We start from the raw sequence: 13,614 nt of genomic DNA on the forward strand, positions 1-13,614 counted from the left end.
GCTACAGATTGACGGCCACAGGCGTCTTGTGGAGGTTCGCGATGGCGCCCGCGTACACCTCCACCAGCCGCGACGCGGTGGCCTGCCAGCCGAAGGCGGCGGCGTGGGTGCGCGCGCCGCGCGAGAGCTGGTCGCGCCAGTGCGGGGCGGTGACGAAGCTGCGGAGCGCCTGGGCCCATTCGGCGGGGTCGTGGCCGTCCACGAGCAGGCCGGAGACGCCGTCCCTGACAGCGGTGCGCAGGCCGCCGACGGCGGCCGCGGCCACGGGTGTGCCGCAGGCCTGGGACTCCAGCGCGACGAGGCCGAACGACTCGCTGTAGGAGGGCACGACGGTGACGGAGGCCGCCCGGTACCAGTCGGCCAGCTCGTGCTGGGCGGCCGGGGGCACGAGGCGTACGACGTCGGAGATGCCCAGCTCGGAGGCCAGCTCGGTGAGGATGGACGGCCGGGCCAGGCCGTTGCCCGATGGGCCGCCGACGCAGGCGATCACCAGGCGCTCCCGCAGCGACGGGTCCTCGATGAGCATCCTGGAGGCGGCGCGCAGCAGCACGTCGGGGGCCTTGAGCGGCTGGATGCGGCCCACGAACAGCAACACGTGCGCGCCCAGCGGCAGGCCGAGCCGGTCCCTGGCGGCGGCCTGCGAGCCAGGGCGGAAGACGGTGAGGTTGACGCCGGGGTTGACGACGGCGACGCGATCCTCGGCGGCCCCGTATAGGTCGATCAGCTCCTGGGCCTCGTCGGCGGTGTTGGCCACGAGGCGGTCGGCGATCTCCACGACCTGTTCCTCGCCGACCACGCGGGCCTGCGGCTCCGGCTTGTCGTCGGCGGCGAGCAGGAGGTTCTTGACCTTGGCCATGGTGTGCATGGTGTGCACGAGCGGCACGCCCCAGCGTTCCTTGGCCAGCCAGCCGACCTGGCCGGACAGCCAGTAGTGGGAGTGGATGACGTCGTAGCGGCCGGGGTCGTACATGGCCTCGGTGCGCAGCACCTCCGACAGGAAGGCGCACAGCTGCCCGGGCAGGTCGGCGCGGTCCATCTCCTCGTACGGCCCGGCGGTCAGGTGCCTGACGAGGACGCCGGGGGCGAGCTCGGCCACGGGTGGCAAGTCGCGCGCGGTCGCCCGGGTGAAGATCTCCACTTCCACGCCCAGCTGCGCCAGCAGCTTGGCGGATTCGACGATGTACACGTTCATGCCCCCGGCGTCGCCCGTTCCGGGCTGGTCCAGGGGCGATGTGTGCATGCTGATGGTCGCGACCCGGCTGACCCGTCGCCTCACTCGACACCACCTCCAAGAGCGTTACAACCATGGAAATTTTTCCGACATTCCCGACAGACGGTCACAGTGGGGTGGCGAGAGGTGAGAGACGCCCGGCTGAGAGGGCGAGCCGGGCGGGGACTGGCAGGATGAGGTCCATGCGGAAAACGGCTGTGGTGACCGGGGCGAGCAGCGGAATCGGCGAGGCGACGGCCCGCCGGCTCGCCGCCGAGGGTTATGAGGTGGTGGCGGGCGCGCGGCGGCGCGAGCGGCTGGACAAGCTGGCCGGGGAAGAGCCGCTGATCAGGGCGGTGACGCTCGACGTGACCTCGCAGGAGTCGGTGGACGCGCTGGCGGCCTCGCTCGATCGCTGCGACGTGCTGGTCAACAACGCCGGCGGCGCGCTCGGGCTGGAGCCGGTCGCGGGCGGGCGGCTGGAGGACTGGCAGCAGATGTACGACGTCAACGTGCTCGGCTCGCTGCGCATGGCCCAGGCCTTCGTGCCCAAGCTCATCGAGTCGGGCGACGGCGTGCTGGTGATGCTGACCTCGACGGCGGGTCTGGTGTCGTACGAGGGCGGGGGCGGCTACTGCGCGGCCAAGCACGCCCAGACGTCGATGACCGAGACGCTGCGCCTGGAGCTGGTCGGGCAGCCGGTGCGGGTCGTGGAGATCGCGCCGGGCATGGTGAAGAGCGAGGGCTTCGCGGTCACCAGGTTCCGCGGGGACGAGGCGGCCGCGGCCCGCGTCTACCAGGGCGTGCCGGACCCGCTGAGCTCGGACGACGTGGCCGACGCCATCGCGTGGTGCGTGACCAGGCCGTCCCACGTGAACATCGACCGCCTGATCATCCGTCCCCGCGCCCAGGCGGCCCAGCACCGGGTGCACCGCGTCACGTGAGCAAGCCCGTCGGCGCCGTCACCAGGGGGACGACCGCCCACAACCGGCTGCGGCGCTGCGATCGCTGGATCGCGGCCGTGCACGGGCGGCGGCTGCGGGCGGTCGATCGGCCGCTGGTGGTGGACCTGGGCTATGGGGCCTCGCATGCCACGACGCTGGAGCTGTTCTCCCGGCTGCGCCGGGTCTCGCCCGGGGTCGAGGTGGTGGGGATCGAGATCGACCCGGCCAGGGTGGCGCTGGCGAGGCCGTACGAGCGGGAGGGGCTGAGCTTCCGGCTCGGCGGCTTCGAGCTGCCCGTGTCCCGGCCACCGGTTCTGGTCCGGGCGTTCAACGTGCTACGCCAGTACTCCGAGGCGGAGGCCTGGCACTACTGGGACGTGCTGCGCGGCCGGCTGGCCCCGTACGGCGTGCTGGTCGAGGGGACGTCGTCGGAGAACGGGCGGCGGGCGGTGTGGGTGGGACTGTCGTCCCGGGGGCCCGAGACGATCACGTTCTCGGCCCGGTTCGACGCCTTCGAACGGCCCTCCGACCTGGCCGACCGGCTGCCGAAGACGCTCATTCACCGGAACGTCCCCGGTGAGCGGATCCATACGTTCCTGCGCGACTTCGACCGCGCGTGGGCCGTCAGCGCGCCGTATGGCGCGCATGGGGCGCGGCAGCGGTGGCTGGCCGCCGTGCAGGTGCTGGCCGGCTCCTGGCCGGTGCCCGCGCGGCCGCCGCTGGGCGGTGCGGCCAGGTGGCGGCTCGGCGAGCTGACGCTGCCCTGGTCGGCGGTCGACCCTCGCGGCTAGAGCCGCGAGGCGAACACGTCGTACGCCGAGCGATCGAACAGCACGAACCTGACATCCTCGACCGACGTGTCCGCCTGCCGCACCGCGTCCAGCGCGATGCGGGCCGCGTCATCCATGGGCCAGCCATAGAGGCCGGTCGAGATCGCGGGAAAAGCCACCGACCTGGCCCCTAGCTCGTCGGCCACGCGCAGCGACTCGACGTAGCAGGAGGCCAGCAACTCCGACCGGTCCTCCGACTTGGCGTGGACAGGCCCGACCGTGTGGATCACCCACCGTGCCGGGAGCCGCCCAGCCGTGGTCGCCACGGCCTGCCCCGTCGGCAATCCCTTGCCGTAGTGGGAGGCGCGCAGCTTCCTGCACTCCTCAAGGATCTCCGGGCCGCCGCGGCGGTGGATGGCGCCGTCCACGCCCCCGCCGCCCATGAGCGAGGAGTTCGCGGCGTTGACGATGGCGTCCACCCGCTGCTCGGTGATGTCGCCCTGGACCAGCGTGATATCCATCTCACCAGCATCCCGGATGTCAGCTCGACAGGTTGTAGAGCTACCCTGAAGGGCGTGAAGGGTCTTGGCGAACTCGAGCGCAGCATCATGGACATCCTCTGGGCGGAGCACACGGCGTTGACCGCCCGCGAGGTCGGCAGGCTCATTGCCGACCGCGACCTTGCCCCCACGACGGTCATGACCGTGCTCGACCGCCTTACCCGCAAGGGATTCCTGGAGCGGACGCGCGACGGCCGCGCATGGAGATATCAGCCGGCGGAAAGCCGTGACGCATACATCGCCGAGCTTATGCTGGAAGCCTTGGACCTGACGGGCGACCGCTCGGCCGCCCTCACCCGCTTCGCCCAGGCCGTGTCAGGACCGGAGGCGGAGATCCTGCGCAGAGCCCTCACGGAGCTGGAGGAAGAGTGATCACGGCAGCGGCGCTGGCAGCGCTCGCCACGGCGTGCGCGGTCGGCTCCTGGCGTTTCACGACGGCCCGGTGGACCTCACGCGCGCCCCGGCTGGCCATCATTCTCTGGCAGTCCCTGGGCGTGGCCTGGGGCCTGGCCACGACGGGCGCCATGCTGGCGTACGCGGTCCAGCCCTATGGCCTGGGCGTGCTGCCCGGGCTCATGGCGTTCGCGCGCGGCGAGAGGCCGCCCGCTCCCTGGGACGCGCTGCACGTGCTGGCCATGATCGCGGGCATCACCGCGCTCGCCGTGCTGGTCGCCGTTCTGCTCACGGCCGGGGTGCAGGCGCTGCGGGCGCGGCGGCGGCACCGCATGCTGCTCGCGTTGATCGCCCACGACGACCCCGCCATGCCGGGGGTGCGGGTGCTCGACCACCCGAGCGCGGCGGCCTACTGCGTGCCGGGGCTGCGTTCGCAGGTCGTGGTCAGCGAAGGCGCGCGCAAGCTGCTGTCGCAGGACGAGCTGGCGGCCGTGCTGGCACACGAGGTCGCGCACGTACGGGAGCGCCACGACCTGGTGCTGCTGCCGTTCGCCGCGCTGCGCAGGGCGCTGCCTTGGTCGAAGGTCGTGGCCGACGCGCAGGCGCAGGTGGAGCTGCTCATCGAGATGGCCGCCGACGACCGTGCCCGGCGCTACTGCTCGCCGCGCCGGCTGGCCACGGCGCTGCTCAGGTTCGGCACGGCCGGGGCCATGCCGACCCCGCACGGCATGCTGGGCCTGCACGCCCACAACGTCATGGCGCGAGTGGATCGCCTGGTCAAGCCGGGTCCCGAGCTGGCCGTGCCGGTGCGCTACGGGTACATCACGCTCTCTGTGATATTGGTCACCGCTGCTCCGTTCCTATGGATTATCCAGCTCTGACTGCTTGCTCCCGTTAACCATTGTGTTTGCAATTGCAAGCACCGCGAGGCAGACTAGAGCCATGGCACTACCGAAGGTCGGCTCGATCGGTGAATACATCCGCGAGCAGCGGCAGCAGGCGAAGATCTCCCTGCGCCAGCTTGCCGAGGCGGCTGGGGTCTCCAATCCCTACCTCAGCCAGATCGAGCGCGGGCTGCGCAAGCCGAGCGCGGAGATCCTCAACCAGATCGCCAAGGGTCTGCGCATCTCCTCGCAGGCGCTCTACGTGCAGGCGGGCCTCATCGAGGACCGCGAACCGCCGAGCGACGTGATCTCTGCCATCAGGGCCGACACCAATCTCACCGAGCGGCAACGCCAGGTGCTGATCGACATTTACGAGTCGTTCCGCAAAGAGAAGCGCGCCGAGGATGAGCAAACCTCCCAGAACGCTCACCCTCGGCACGACTCCGGACCGGACGACGATGAGCCGCTGCCCGAGGAGTTTCTCGCCGCACTTGAGCCCTATGCGGCGACCTCACGCAACGGCAACGTCACCCAGGAAACCAAGGAAGGTTAACCCATGACGCTCGCCACCGAGGTCAAGAAGCTCACCGAGTCCAAGCCGTTCTACGCGGTCGCCGGCGCCGGCGACTACGCCGTGGAGAAGCTGCGCGAGCTGCCCGAGCAGCTGCGCAAGCTCCAGTCCCGCCGCTATGACCTGGTCTCGGAGCTGCCCGAGCGCACCCGCGCGTACGCCGACAAGGCCGAGGGCTTCGCCAGAGACCTGCCCGAGAAGGCCCGCGAATACGCCGACCAGCTGGGCCACAGGGCCACCGAGGTCTACGAGGACTTCGCCACGCGCGGTCGCAAGGTCGTCAGCAAGGCGTCCGGCGAGGCCGCGCTCGAGCTGGAAGAGGTGTCGGAGGCCGCCCAGCCGCCCGTCGCCGAGCCGGCCAAGAAGACGCGCACGACGACCCGCACCACTCGCACGACTCGCACGACGAAGGCCTGAAATGACGGCAAGGCCCGCATCCCCAGTGGAAGCGGGCCTTTTCGCTTCGGGGTGCCCGGTTGACCGGGCCGCCTATTAGGCTGGGGCCGATTTCATCGCGGCGTTGGGCGGAGCCAACAACATGAATCTGATCAACGGAGTCTTCAACCTTCTCTTCCTGGTGCTCGCCGCCGTCATCTTCGGCATGTCGGTCTATGCACTGGTACACGCGCTGCGGGTGCCGAAGAACGCGTTCATCTCGGCAGGCAAGCTGAAGAAGGAGCTCTGGCTGCTCATCACGGCGCTGGCGACGCTGTTCTCCGGCGCGGGTGCCTGGAGTTACCTCAATGCCTTCCTGATCGTCGGCACCGTCCAGTTCATCGGCATCGGCCTCGGGCTGTTCTCGATCCTGGCCGTCATCGCCGCCACCGTCTACATCGTCGACGTCAAGCCCGCCGTCAAGGGCATGGGCCGGGGCAACAGCGGCCCGTACGGCCCGTGGTGATGGCTAGGCTTTCCGTATGACCTACGACCTCCACGGACGTACGCACCGGCTGGAACTGGCGGACCAGAGCCTCCGGGACTTCGAGGCCGTCGTGCTGGACGCGACCCCCGAGGGGATCGTGCTCAGCAAGTCGGCGTTCTATCCGGGGGGCGGCGGCCAGCCGGCCGACCACGGCGTGCTGATCTGGCAGGGCGTGGAGACGCGCGTCGTCGGGGTGCGCAAGGGGGATGATCTCTCCCTGATTCCGGCCGAGGGCGATCCGATCCCGCCCGTGGGCACCGTGGTGACGGGGGCGGTGGCCGACGCGCGCCGCTCGGCCCTGATGCGTACGCACTCCGGACTGCACGTGTTGTGCGGGGTGGTGTTCAGGGACTACGGCTGTCTGGTCACCGGCGGCAACATGGACGAGCTCAGCGCACGGATGGACTTCAACCTGCCCGAGGTGCCTGCGGGCTTCAAGGAGGCCGTGGAGGACGCCTGCAACGCGGAGATCGTCGCCGACCGGCGCATCGACGTGAAGGTGCTGCCCCGCGCGGAGGCGTTCGCCATCCCCGACATCATCCGCACGGCCACCAACCTGGTGCCGGAGACCGTCCAGGACGTGCGCATCGTCGACATCGTCGGCCTCGACACCCAGGCGGACGGCGGCACCCACGTGGCCTCGACCAAGCAGATCGGCCACATCAAGGTGGCCAAGATCGAGAGCAAGGGGCGCGGCTTCCGGCGCTTGCGCATCCAGATCTCCGACTAGCGCCGTCGCCTGCGTTCCTCCGCCGCGCCTTAGCGACTAACCGATCATCTTGGCGAAGCCGTCGAGGAGCCGGCCGAGGCCGAACTCGAAGAGCCGGTCGAGGTCGAGGTCGAAATCGCCCAGCTCGGCCATGAGCTCGGCGAAGGCGGGGTAGCCGCCTGACTGGCTGATCGCGCGCATCCGGTCGTCCTGCCCGCTCAGCCACTCCTCGTCGGTGAGGCCAGTGGCGGCCCGTGCCCGGCGCTCCAGCTCGAGGTTGGCGCCGATGCCCTGGACGTGGCTGTAGAGCAGGATGTGCAGGTTCATCTTCGTCGTGGCGTCCAGGTGGGTGCCCGCCAGCGCCGCCATGACCCACTCGGTGTGCTTGATCAGACCTGCTGAGGGCAGCGGCCGGAACAGCGAGGTGATCCCGGCCATCCACGGATGCGCCCGGTAGGCGGCCCACTGCAGCCGCGCGGTCGTCTCGAACGCGGCCCGCCAGCCGGGCGGCCGCTCGGCGGGCAACGGGAAGTCTTCGATCGCGGCGTCGACCATCAGCAGGATCAGGTCGTCCTTGCTGCCGACATGGCGGTAGAGGGACATGGTGGCCATGCCGAGCCGGTCGGCGATCGCCCGCATGGTCACGTCGGGGAGCCCTTCGGCGTCGGCGAGCTCGATGGCCGCCCGTACGATGCGCTCCCGCATCCCGTCGGATCCAGAAATTTCCGGACGCCGGGCCGCCCGCCCATCGCGCCGCTCCGCCACGACCGTCCCCACCCGGGGCTCGGCGACCACGACGCCCTCCTGGGCCAGCACCGCCAGCGCCTTGGCGGCGGTGGCCAGCGCGACCCCCCAGTCCCTGGCGAGCTGCCTGGTGGACGGCACCCGGTCCCCGGGCCGGAGCTTGCCATCCGCGACGCGCCGCTTGATGTCGCCCGCGATCCGCGCGTAGGGCGGAGTGTCCATCTGACCTCCTGTACTAGTACAGATCTTCCCAGCATACCGTTGCTGACTGCTGTATGTACGCCGTACATTCAGTTCTGCGTACAACGTCAACAAGGGGAGTCAGATCATGAAGGTGCTCATTTCCGGTGCGAGCGTCGGCGGTCCCGTCCTGGCCTACTGGCTGCGGCGGCAGGGTGCCGAGGTGACGGTCGTCGAGCGTGCCCCGGCACCGCGCAAGGGCGGCCAGGCCATCGACATCAGGGGCGCCGCGCTCACCGTGGCCGACCGTATGGGCATCCTGGAGCAGGCCAGAGCGCTCCGTACGACCATGCGCGGCATGTCCATGGTGGACGGCGACGGCAACGAGATCATGCGCAGCACCGAGGGGACGATCAGCGGCGGCGCCTTCGACAGCCCCGATATCGAGATCCTGCGCGACGACCTGACCGCGCTCCTCATCTCGGCTGCGGACGCCGACTACGTGTACGGCGACTCGATCGCCACCCTCGCCCAGGACGCCCACGGCGTGGACGTGACGTTCGAGAGCGGCAGGCAGGCTCGCTACGACTACGTGGTCGGCGCCGACGGACTGCACTCCACCGTGCGGCGGCTGGCGTTCGGCCCGGAGGAGCGGTTCCTGGAGCACCTCGGGATGTACGTCTCGATCTTCACCGCCCCGAACTTCCTCGGCCTGGACCACTGGCAGACCTGGTTCCGCGAGGGCGACGTCGGCGGCGCGGTCTTCAGCGACCGGGATGCCGGCGTGATGCGGGTCAACCTGGGGTTCGGCGCGGGCCCGATCGACTACGACCACCGTGACGTGGAGCAGCAGAAGCGCCTGATCCAGGAGCACTGCTCCGGGATGCGCTGGGAGGTCCCGAAGCTGCTGGCGGCCATGTGGGCGGCCGACGACTTCTACTTCGACGCCATGGCCCAGGTGAAGATGGAGCGCTGGTCGGCCGGCCGGGTGACGCTGGTCGGCGACGCAGGCTACTGCGCCACGCCGCTGTCCGGGCAGGGCACGAGTCTGGCCATGGTCGGGGCGTACGTCCTGGCGCAGGAGCTCGGCTCGGACCCGGCCACCGCGTTCGACCGCTACGAGCAGCGGATGCGGCCCTTCGTCGCGCGGAACCAGGCGCTCGCCGTCGAGAACCCCGGCCAGGGGGCCGCGCCGGAGAGCGTTCAACTGGCCGCGAACGGCATCGTCTTGGACTGAACCGATACGATTTGCCGCCATGACGGGTATCAGACTCACGATGGCCGCCCTCGGGGCCACCGCTCTGACGTTGACCGCCGCCCCCGCCATGGCAACGGCGGCCGGGATCACGACCGACGTGACGATGACCCTGGGCAAGGACGGCACGCTGCACGTGGTCGAGAAGATCAGCGGCGGCTCGGGCGGGCTGAAGCGCACATTCCTCGCCAGGACGCGGTACGACGACAGCTACGACCGCCTCTACCAGATCTCGAACGTCAAGGGCGGCACGCTCGCCGGCGACGTGCTCACCGTGACCGGCCAGACCGTCGAGTACGACGTCAAGGGCGCGGTGACGAGCTCGGGCGGCGTCGAGGAGCTGCGCTGGTTCGCGGTGAACGGCTGGAACCAGCAGGTCGACAAGGCCACGGTCAAGGTCGGCGGCCCGGGCCAGGTGCAAAATCTGTCCTGCTTCGCCGGCGAGCTGACCTCGGCCATCGGGTGCACGGCCGCGTCCATGGACCACGCCGCCACCCAAGCCGACTTCGAGCAGGAGAACATCGCGCCCGGCCAGGCCCTGACCGTCGTCGTGGGATACCCGAAGGGCTCCAGCGGCGGCGCCCCCATCCTGGAGAAACGTTTCTCGCTGGCCGCCGCGTTCACCCTGGACACCGTCACCGGCGGCGCCCTGGCGGGCCTGCTGGTGCTGCTGCTCGGCGGCATCGGCCTGCTCTACTGGACGCGCGGTCGCGACGCCCGGGTCGTCGGCCACGAGCAGGGCGCCGTCAATCCCGTACAGAACGGGCACTTCTCACCGCCCGACGGGGTGCGTCCCGGCCAGATCGGCACGCTCGTGGACGAGCAGGCCGACGTGGTCGACGTGACCGCCACGATCGTCGACCTCGCCGTCCGCGGTTACCTGCGGATCGACGAGCAGCCCCGCCAGACCTACGACGCACCCGACTGGTTGCTGGTCAGGCTACCGAGCGCACCCGTCAACGCGCTCCTACCGTACGAGCGGGCCCTCTACGACGCCATCTTCGACGGCCGGGACATGGTGCTGTTGTCGCAGCTGTCCGGCTCGTTCGCGGCCCATCTGGGCAAGGTCCGCGACGCCCTGTACGCCGACGTGGTCAAGCAGGGCTGGTTCGCCCGCCGCCCGGACACCGAGCGCACCAGGTGGACCACGATCGGCGTGGTGCTGATCGGCGTGGGCCTGCTGGCCACCGTGGCGCTGGCGTGGTTCACCACGTACGGGCTGCTGGGCCTGGCCGTGATCATCGCGGGCGGTGCGCTGGCGGTCGGCGGCCAGTACATGCCGGCCAAGACCGCCAAGGGCTCGGCGGCGATGGCGCACACCATGAAGTTCCGTGAATACCTGTTCTCCGGCGAGCTGGGCACCGTGCCCGAGCAGCATCGGGTGGAGCTGTTCTCCCGCTACCTGCCCTATGCGGTGATCTTCGACGGGGTGGAGCACTGGTCGCGCGTGGTGGCATCCGTCACCGGCAACGGCAGCCAGGCCGACAACCTCTACTGGTATCACGGGCCCGCGGAGTGGGACCTGTCCAAGTTCGCCGGCTCGATGCGGACGTTCACCACGACCACGTCGGGCGCGATCTCCGCGACCCGTCAGTTCCGCACCCTCTAACGGATCCGTACCTCGCCGACCGGGTGGCCCCCGCCGAGCACCGGCGGAGCGGCCAGCTCGGCCAGCTCAGGGGCGTCCAGCCCCAGCGTGCGCAGCGCCGCCACCGTGACGGGCACGCGGGCACGCGCCGAACCGTCCTCGATCTTCACGGTGCCCGCCCGCCCGTCCTCGAACACGAACGCGTCGAACGCCTCCGCCCCGGCCTTCAGCATGAGCCCGGGCAGCGCGCGCATGAGCTTGGCCTCGGGTCGGCCGGTGCCCGACGTCCACTCCGGGTAGGCGCGCATCGCGTCGAAGATCTTGCGCTCGTACGAGTCCGGCGACGACATGGGCAACGCCCGGAACGCCTTCGTCACGCCCAGCATCGACACGAAGAACAGCGGCGCCCCGCATCCGTCCACCCCCGAGGCCGCCACCCGCTCCCCGGTCAGATCCTCGACGGTCTCCCTGATCGCCCGCTGCAGCGGGTGCTTGGGCTCCAGATAACTCTCGAGCGGCCAGTCGTTGAGCACGCAGGTGGCGAGCATGGCGGAGTGCTTGCCGGAGCAGTTCATGAAGACGCGGCCGCGTTCGGTGACCGTACGGTCGAACGGGTAGTCCTCGGGGCACCGCAGCGCCGACTCCTCCAGCCCCGCCCCCGCCAGGATCTTCCTGGCGCCGTCCACGTGGAACGGCTCACCCGAGTGCGAGGCGCAGGCCAGCGCGAGCAGCTCGCCCTCCAGCCGCAGCCCGCTGCGAAGCATGCCGAGCGCCTGGAGCGGCTTCATCGACGACCGTGGTGAGGCAGGCACGTGCACCGCGCCTCGTGCCTCGACCGGGCGGCCTTCCGCGTCCACGGTCAGCATGCGAGCCTGATGCGTGGACTCCACGAACCCGGACCGGACAACTTCCACGATCAACGACATTTCCCCATCCCTTCCGGCATGAGTCTACGGAGGGTTTCACCTGGGCCAGAATGGGATCCCATGCGAGCAGTGGTGCAGCGAGTGAGTGCAGCGTCCGTCGAGGTCGAAGGCCGGGCCGTCGGGGCGATAACCGAGCCCGGCCTGCTCGTCCTGGTGGGCGTCACGCACACGGACACACAGGCCGAGGCCGCCAAGCTCGCCGCCAAACTCTGGGGCCTGCGCATCCTGCACGGCGAGAAGTCCTGCTCGGACGTGTCCGCGCCGCTCCTGGTGATCAGCCAGTTCACCCTGTACGGGGACGCACGCAAGGGCCGGCGGCCCACCTGGCAGGCGGCCGCCCCTGGGCCGGTCGCCGAACCGCTGGTGGACGCCGTCGTGGACGAGCTGCGCGGCCTGGGCGCGCACGTGGAGACGGGCGTCTTCGGCGCGGACATGAAGGTGTCCCTCGTCAACGACGGCCCGATCACCCTCGTCGTCGATATTTAGCGATGCGAACGTCGCAGCGGCGGATTTCACGGATGCGAACGTCGCAGCGGCGGTTTTAGCGGATGCGACGTCGCAGCGACGGGTCGATGGAGACGTTGCGACCCGCGTCCGGCGGCACGACGACCTCCTGGGCCGCCGCGACCCCGCCGGCCAGCAGCGGCGCGTCCACCGGCACCGTACGCTTGATCACCGCCAGCGCGATGGGCCCGAGCTCGTGGTGCCGGGCGGCCGACCCGACCACGCCGACCTCCTGGCTCTCGAAGATCACCGGTGCGCCGTGCGGGGGCAACGTGTCGACACTGCCGTCGAGGTGCAGGAACACCAGGCGGCGCGGCGGATGCCCCAGATTGTGCACCCGGGCCACCGTCTCCTGGCCCCGGTAGCAACCCTTGCTGAGGTGCACGGCCGCGCCGATCCAGCCCACCTCGTGCGGGATGGTCTTGTGGTCGGTCTCGAACCCCATCCGCGGGTGGTGCGCCTCGATCCGCAGCGCCTCGTACGCCCACAGCCCCGCCAGCGGCTTGCCCAGGTGATCGGCCAGCTCCGCGCGCGGCACCAGGAAGTCCTCCGCGGCCGTGGACAGCACGGCCAGGTCATCGGCCCGCGACACCTCGACGCGGAGCATGAACCGCATCCGGTCGAGATAGTCGATCAGGCTCTGCGCGGTGCCCGGCTCGACGTGGGCCAGCACGCTCTCGCCGTCGTCCACCAGCGTCAGATGGTGCTGCACGCGGCCCTGCAGGTCGAGGTCCAGCGTCTGCGTCCACTCGCCCGGTTTCAGGGTGTCGAGCTTCTGGGAGGTCAGGTCGTTGAGCCATTTCAGCCGGTCGGCGCCCGAGATCCGGACCACCTCGCGGTTGCTGCGGTCGACGACCGCCTCGCCCTTGGCCAGCGCGCGCTGCTCGGCGTACAGATCGCCGTAGTGCGCGGCTACGTCGGAATCCGGCGCGTCTGCCGCTACGGCGCCGGGGAGATCGAGCAGAGGGCTACGCATGCACTCCAGGCTATCCGCAGCGACGGCGGCGCCCGACAACGGCTACCGGCAGTTTCGGCAGCGCCCGAAAACGGTCAGATGATGAACGTCGGCCACGAACCCCATCTCATCGTCGAGGCCCTGGACCAGCCCTTCGGCCAGTTCCGGCCGCACCTCGAACACCTCGTCGCACCCCCGGCACACCAGGTGCACGTGATCGGCCTCGGCCGCGAGATGGTAGGTCGGCGCACCGTGGCCGAGATGCGTGTGGGTGACCAGACCCAGCTCTTCCAGCAGCTCCAGCGTGCGGTAGACGGTCGAGATGTTGACCCCGCGCGCCGTCTCCCGGACCTTGACGCAGATCTCCTCGGGCGTGGCGTGCTCCAGCTCCTTGACCGCCTCGAGGACGAGCTGGCGCTGTGGTGTGACCCGGTAGCCCTTCGCGCGAAGTTCCTCGTGCCACTGCGTCTCGGTCATGCCCCGAGTCTAGGCGCAACGG

17 protein-coding genes are annotated in these 13,614 nt (G+C 70.2%); 11 read left to right on the forward strand and 6 right to left on the reverse strand.

What is annotated here, in order from left to right; all coding sequences use genetic code 11:
- Window position 1: 1 nt before the first annotated feature.
- Window positions 2-1,240: a D-inositol-3-phosphate glycosyltransferase gene (gene mshA / locus ACTWQA_RS22170; RefSeq protein WP_443161058.1), complete on the reverse strand. Its 1,239-nt coding sequence runs from the start codon at window positions 1,238-1,240 to the stop codon at window positions 2-4.
- A gap of 173 nt (window positions 1,241-1,413) precedes the next feature.
- On the opposite strand from mshA, the gene ACTWQA_RS22175 reads away from it, so the two are divergent.
- Complete coding sequence (locus tag ACTWQA_RS22175; protein ID WP_443161059.1) at window positions 1,414-2,154, forward strand: SDR family NAD(P)-dependent oxidoreductase; 741 nt, start codon at window positions 1,414-1,416, stop codon at window positions 2,152-2,154.
- Window positions 2,151-2,945: a class I SAM-dependent methyltransferase gene (locus tag ACTWQA_RS22180; protein ID WP_443161060.1), complete on the forward strand. Its 795-nt coding sequence runs from the start codon at window positions 2,151-2,153 to the stop codon at window positions 2,943-2,945. Before ACTWQA_RS22175 ends, ACTWQA_RS22180 begins: the two co-directional genes overlap by 4 nt.
- Here the strand turns inward: ACTWQA_RS22180 and ACTWQA_RS22185 are convergent.
- Window positions 2,942-3,445 carry an O-acetyl-ADP-ribose deacetylase gene (locus ACTWQA_RS22185; protein ID WP_443161061.1) on the reverse strand — a complete coding sequence of 168 codons (504 nt, stop codon included), beginning with the start codon at window positions 3,443-3,445 and terminating at the stop codon, window positions 2,942-2,944. The genes ACTWQA_RS22180 and ACTWQA_RS22185 overlap by 4 nt on opposite strands.
- 54 nt (window positions 3,446-3,499) lie before the next feature.
- Between ACTWQA_RS22185 and ACTWQA_RS22190 the strand changes: the two genes are divergently transcribed.
- From ACTWQA_RS22190 to ACTWQA_RS22215, 6 genes are all read left to right on the forward strand, one after another.
- Complete coding sequence (locus tag ACTWQA_RS22190; protein ID WP_443161062.1) at window positions 3,500-3,856, forward strand: BlaI/MecI/CopY family transcriptional regulator; 357 nt, start codon at window positions 3,500-3,502, stop codon at window positions 3,854-3,856.
- Window positions 3,853-4,758 (forward strand): M56 family metallopeptidase, encoded by a 906-nt coding sequence (locus ACTWQA_RS22195; protein ID WP_443161063.1) that lies wholly within the window; start codon window positions 3,853-3,855, stop codon window positions 4,756-4,758. The genes ACTWQA_RS22190 and ACTWQA_RS22195 overlap by 4 nt, the downstream gene beginning before the upstream one ends.
- Window positions 4,759-4,819: 61 nt before the next feature.
- Entirely contained in the window at window positions 4,820-5,314 is a 495-nt protein-coding gene (locus ACTWQA_RS22200) for a helix-turn-helix domain-containing protein (protein ID WP_305914992.1), read from the forward strand.
- A 3-nt stretch (window positions 5,315-5,317) separates the two neighbouring features.
- The gene (locus tag ACTWQA_RS22205) at window positions 5,318-5,749 is read left to right on the forward strand and encodes a hypothetical protein (RefSeq protein ID WP_305914991.1); all 432 of its coding nucleotides are present in this window, start codon (window positions 5,318-5,320) and stop codon (window positions 5,747-5,749) included.
- Window positions 5,750-5,870: 121 nt separating this feature from the next.
- Window positions 5,871-6,233, forward strand: coding sequence for a DUF2516 family protein (locus ACTWQA_RS22210; RefSeq protein ID WP_327585860.1), 363 nt, complete (start codon window positions 5,871-5,873; stop codon window positions 6,231-6,233).
- A 16-nt stretch (window positions 6,234-6,249) separates the two neighbouring features.
- Entirely contained in the window at window positions 6,250-6,984 is a 735-nt protein-coding gene (locus ACTWQA_RS22215; RefSeq protein WP_443161064.1) for an alanyl-tRNA editing protein, read from the forward strand.
- Window positions 6,985-7,020: 36 nt separating this feature from the next.
- Here the strand turns inward: ACTWQA_RS22215 and ACTWQA_RS22220 are convergent, their stop codons facing one another.
- Window positions 7,021-7,929, reverse strand: coding sequence for a GntR family transcriptional regulator (locus tag ACTWQA_RS22220; RefSeq protein WP_443161065.1), 909 nt, complete (start codon window positions 7,927-7,929; stop codon window positions 7,021-7,023).
- A gap of 106 nt (window positions 7,930-8,035) precedes the next feature.
- Between ACTWQA_RS22220 and ACTWQA_RS22225 the strand changes: the two genes are divergently transcribed.
- On the forward strand, window positions 8,036-9,124 hold the full coding sequence (locus tag ACTWQA_RS22225) for an FAD-dependent monooxygenase (RefSeq protein WP_443161066.1): 1,089 nt from the start codon (window positions 8,036-8,038) through the stop codon (window positions 9,122-9,124).
- 19 nt (window positions 9,125-9,143) lie between these two features.
- Window positions 9,144-10,751 carry a DUF2207 domain-containing protein gene (locus tag ACTWQA_RS22230; RefSeq protein ID WP_443161067.1) on the forward strand — a complete coding sequence of 536 codons (1,608 nt, stop codon included), beginning with the start codon at window positions 9,144-9,146 and terminating at the stop codon, window positions 10,749-10,751.
- On the opposite strand, the gene ACTWQA_RS22235 is transcribed toward ACTWQA_RS22230, so the two are convergent.
- Window positions 10,748-11,656, reverse strand: a complete 909-nt coding sequence (locus ACTWQA_RS22235) for an asparaginase (protein ID WP_443161068.1) — start codon at window positions 11,654-11,656, stop codon at window positions 10,748-10,750. The genes ACTWQA_RS22230 and ACTWQA_RS22235 overlap by 4 nt on opposite strands.
- Before the next feature lie 60 nt (window positions 11,657-11,716).
- Here ACTWQA_RS22235 and dtd point away from each other — a divergent pair, with 60 nt between their 5' ends.
- The gene (dtd, locus tag ACTWQA_RS22240) at window positions 11,717-12,142 is read left to right on the forward strand and encodes a D-aminoacyl-tRNA deacylase (protein ID WP_443161069.1); all 426 of its coding nucleotides are present in this window, start codon (window positions 11,717-11,719) and stop codon (window positions 12,140-12,142) included.
- A 55-nt stretch (window positions 12,143-12,197) separates the two neighbouring features.
- Here dtd and ygfZ read toward each other — a convergent pair whose 3' ends face one another.
- Window positions 12,198-13,136 (reverse strand): CAF17-like 4Fe-4S cluster assembly/insertion protein YgfZ, encoded by a 939-nt coding sequence (gene ygfZ / locus ACTWQA_RS22245; protein ID WP_443161070.1) that lies wholly within the window; start codon window positions 13,134-13,136, stop codon window positions 12,198-12,200.
- A gap of 42 nt (window positions 13,137-13,178) precedes the next feature.
- The gene (locus ACTWQA_RS22250; protein WP_443161071.1) at window positions 13,179-13,592 is read right to left on the reverse strand and encodes a Fur family transcriptional regulator; all 414 of its coding nucleotides are present in this window, start codon (window positions 13,590-13,592) and stop codon (window positions 13,179-13,181) included.
- Window positions 13,593-13,614 lie beyond the last annotated feature (22 nt).

This window comes from Nonomuraea sp. 10N515B (genome assembly GCF_052245915.1).
In the GTDB taxonomy this organism is placed as follows: domain Bacteria; phylum Actinomycetota; class Actinomycetes; order Streptosporangiales; family Streptosporangiaceae; genus Nonomuraea.

Coding starts and splice junctions, on each gene's coding strand:
- mshA (WP_443161058.1), bottom strand. CDS start 1,240: ATGCACACATCGCCCCTGGACCAGCCCGGAACGGGCGACGCCGGGGGC.
- ACTWQA_RS22175 (WP_443161059.1), top strand. CDS start 1,414: ATGCGGAAAACGGCTGTGGTGACCGGGGCGAGCAGCGGAATCGGCGAG.
- ACTWQA_RS22185 (WP_443161061.1), bottom strand. CDS start 3,445: ATGGATATCACGCTGGTCCAGGGCGACATCACCGAGCAGCGGGTGGAC.
- ACTWQA_RS22200 (WP_305914992.1), top strand. CDS start 4,820: ATGGCACTACCGAAGGTCGGCTCGATCGGTGAATACATCCGCGAGCAG.
- ACTWQA_RS22205 (WP_305914991.1), top strand. CDS start 5,318: ATGACGCTCGCCACCGAGGTCAAGAAGCTCACCGAGTCCAAGCCGTTC.
- ACTWQA_RS22210 (WP_327585860.1), top strand. CDS start 5,871: ATGAATCTGATCAACGGAGTCTTCAACCTTCTCTTCCTGGTGCTCGCC.
- ACTWQA_RS22215 (WP_443161064.1), top strand. CDS start 6,250: ATGACCTACGACCTCCACGGACGTACGCACCGGCTGGAACTGGCGGAC.
- ACTWQA_RS22220 (WP_443161065.1), bottom strand. CDS start 7,929: ATGGACACTCCGCCCTACGCGCGGATCGCGGGCGACATCAAGCGGCGC.
- ACTWQA_RS22225 (WP_443161066.1), top strand. CDS start 8,036: ATGAAGGTGCTCATTTCCGGTGCGAGCGTCGGCGGTCCCGTCCTGGCC.
- ACTWQA_RS22230 (WP_443161067.1), top strand. CDS start 9,144: ATGACGGGTATCAGACTCACGATGGCCGCCCTCGGGGCCACCGCTCTG.
- ACTWQA_RS22235 (WP_443161068.1), bottom strand. CDS start 11,656: ATGTCGTTGATCGTGGAAGTTGTCCGGTCCGGGTTCGTGGAGTCCACG.
- dtd (WP_443161069.1), top strand. CDS start 11,717: ATGCGAGCAGTGGTGCAGCGAGTGAGTGCAGCGTCCGTCGAGGTCGAA.
- ygfZ (WP_443161070.1), bottom strand. CDS start 13,136: ATGCGTAGCCCTCTGCTCGATCTCCCCGGCGCCGTAGCGGCAGACGCG.
- ACTWQA_RS22250 (WP_443161071.1), bottom strand. CDS start 13,592: ATGACCGAGACGCAGTGGCACGAGGAACTTCGCGCGAAGGGCTACCGG.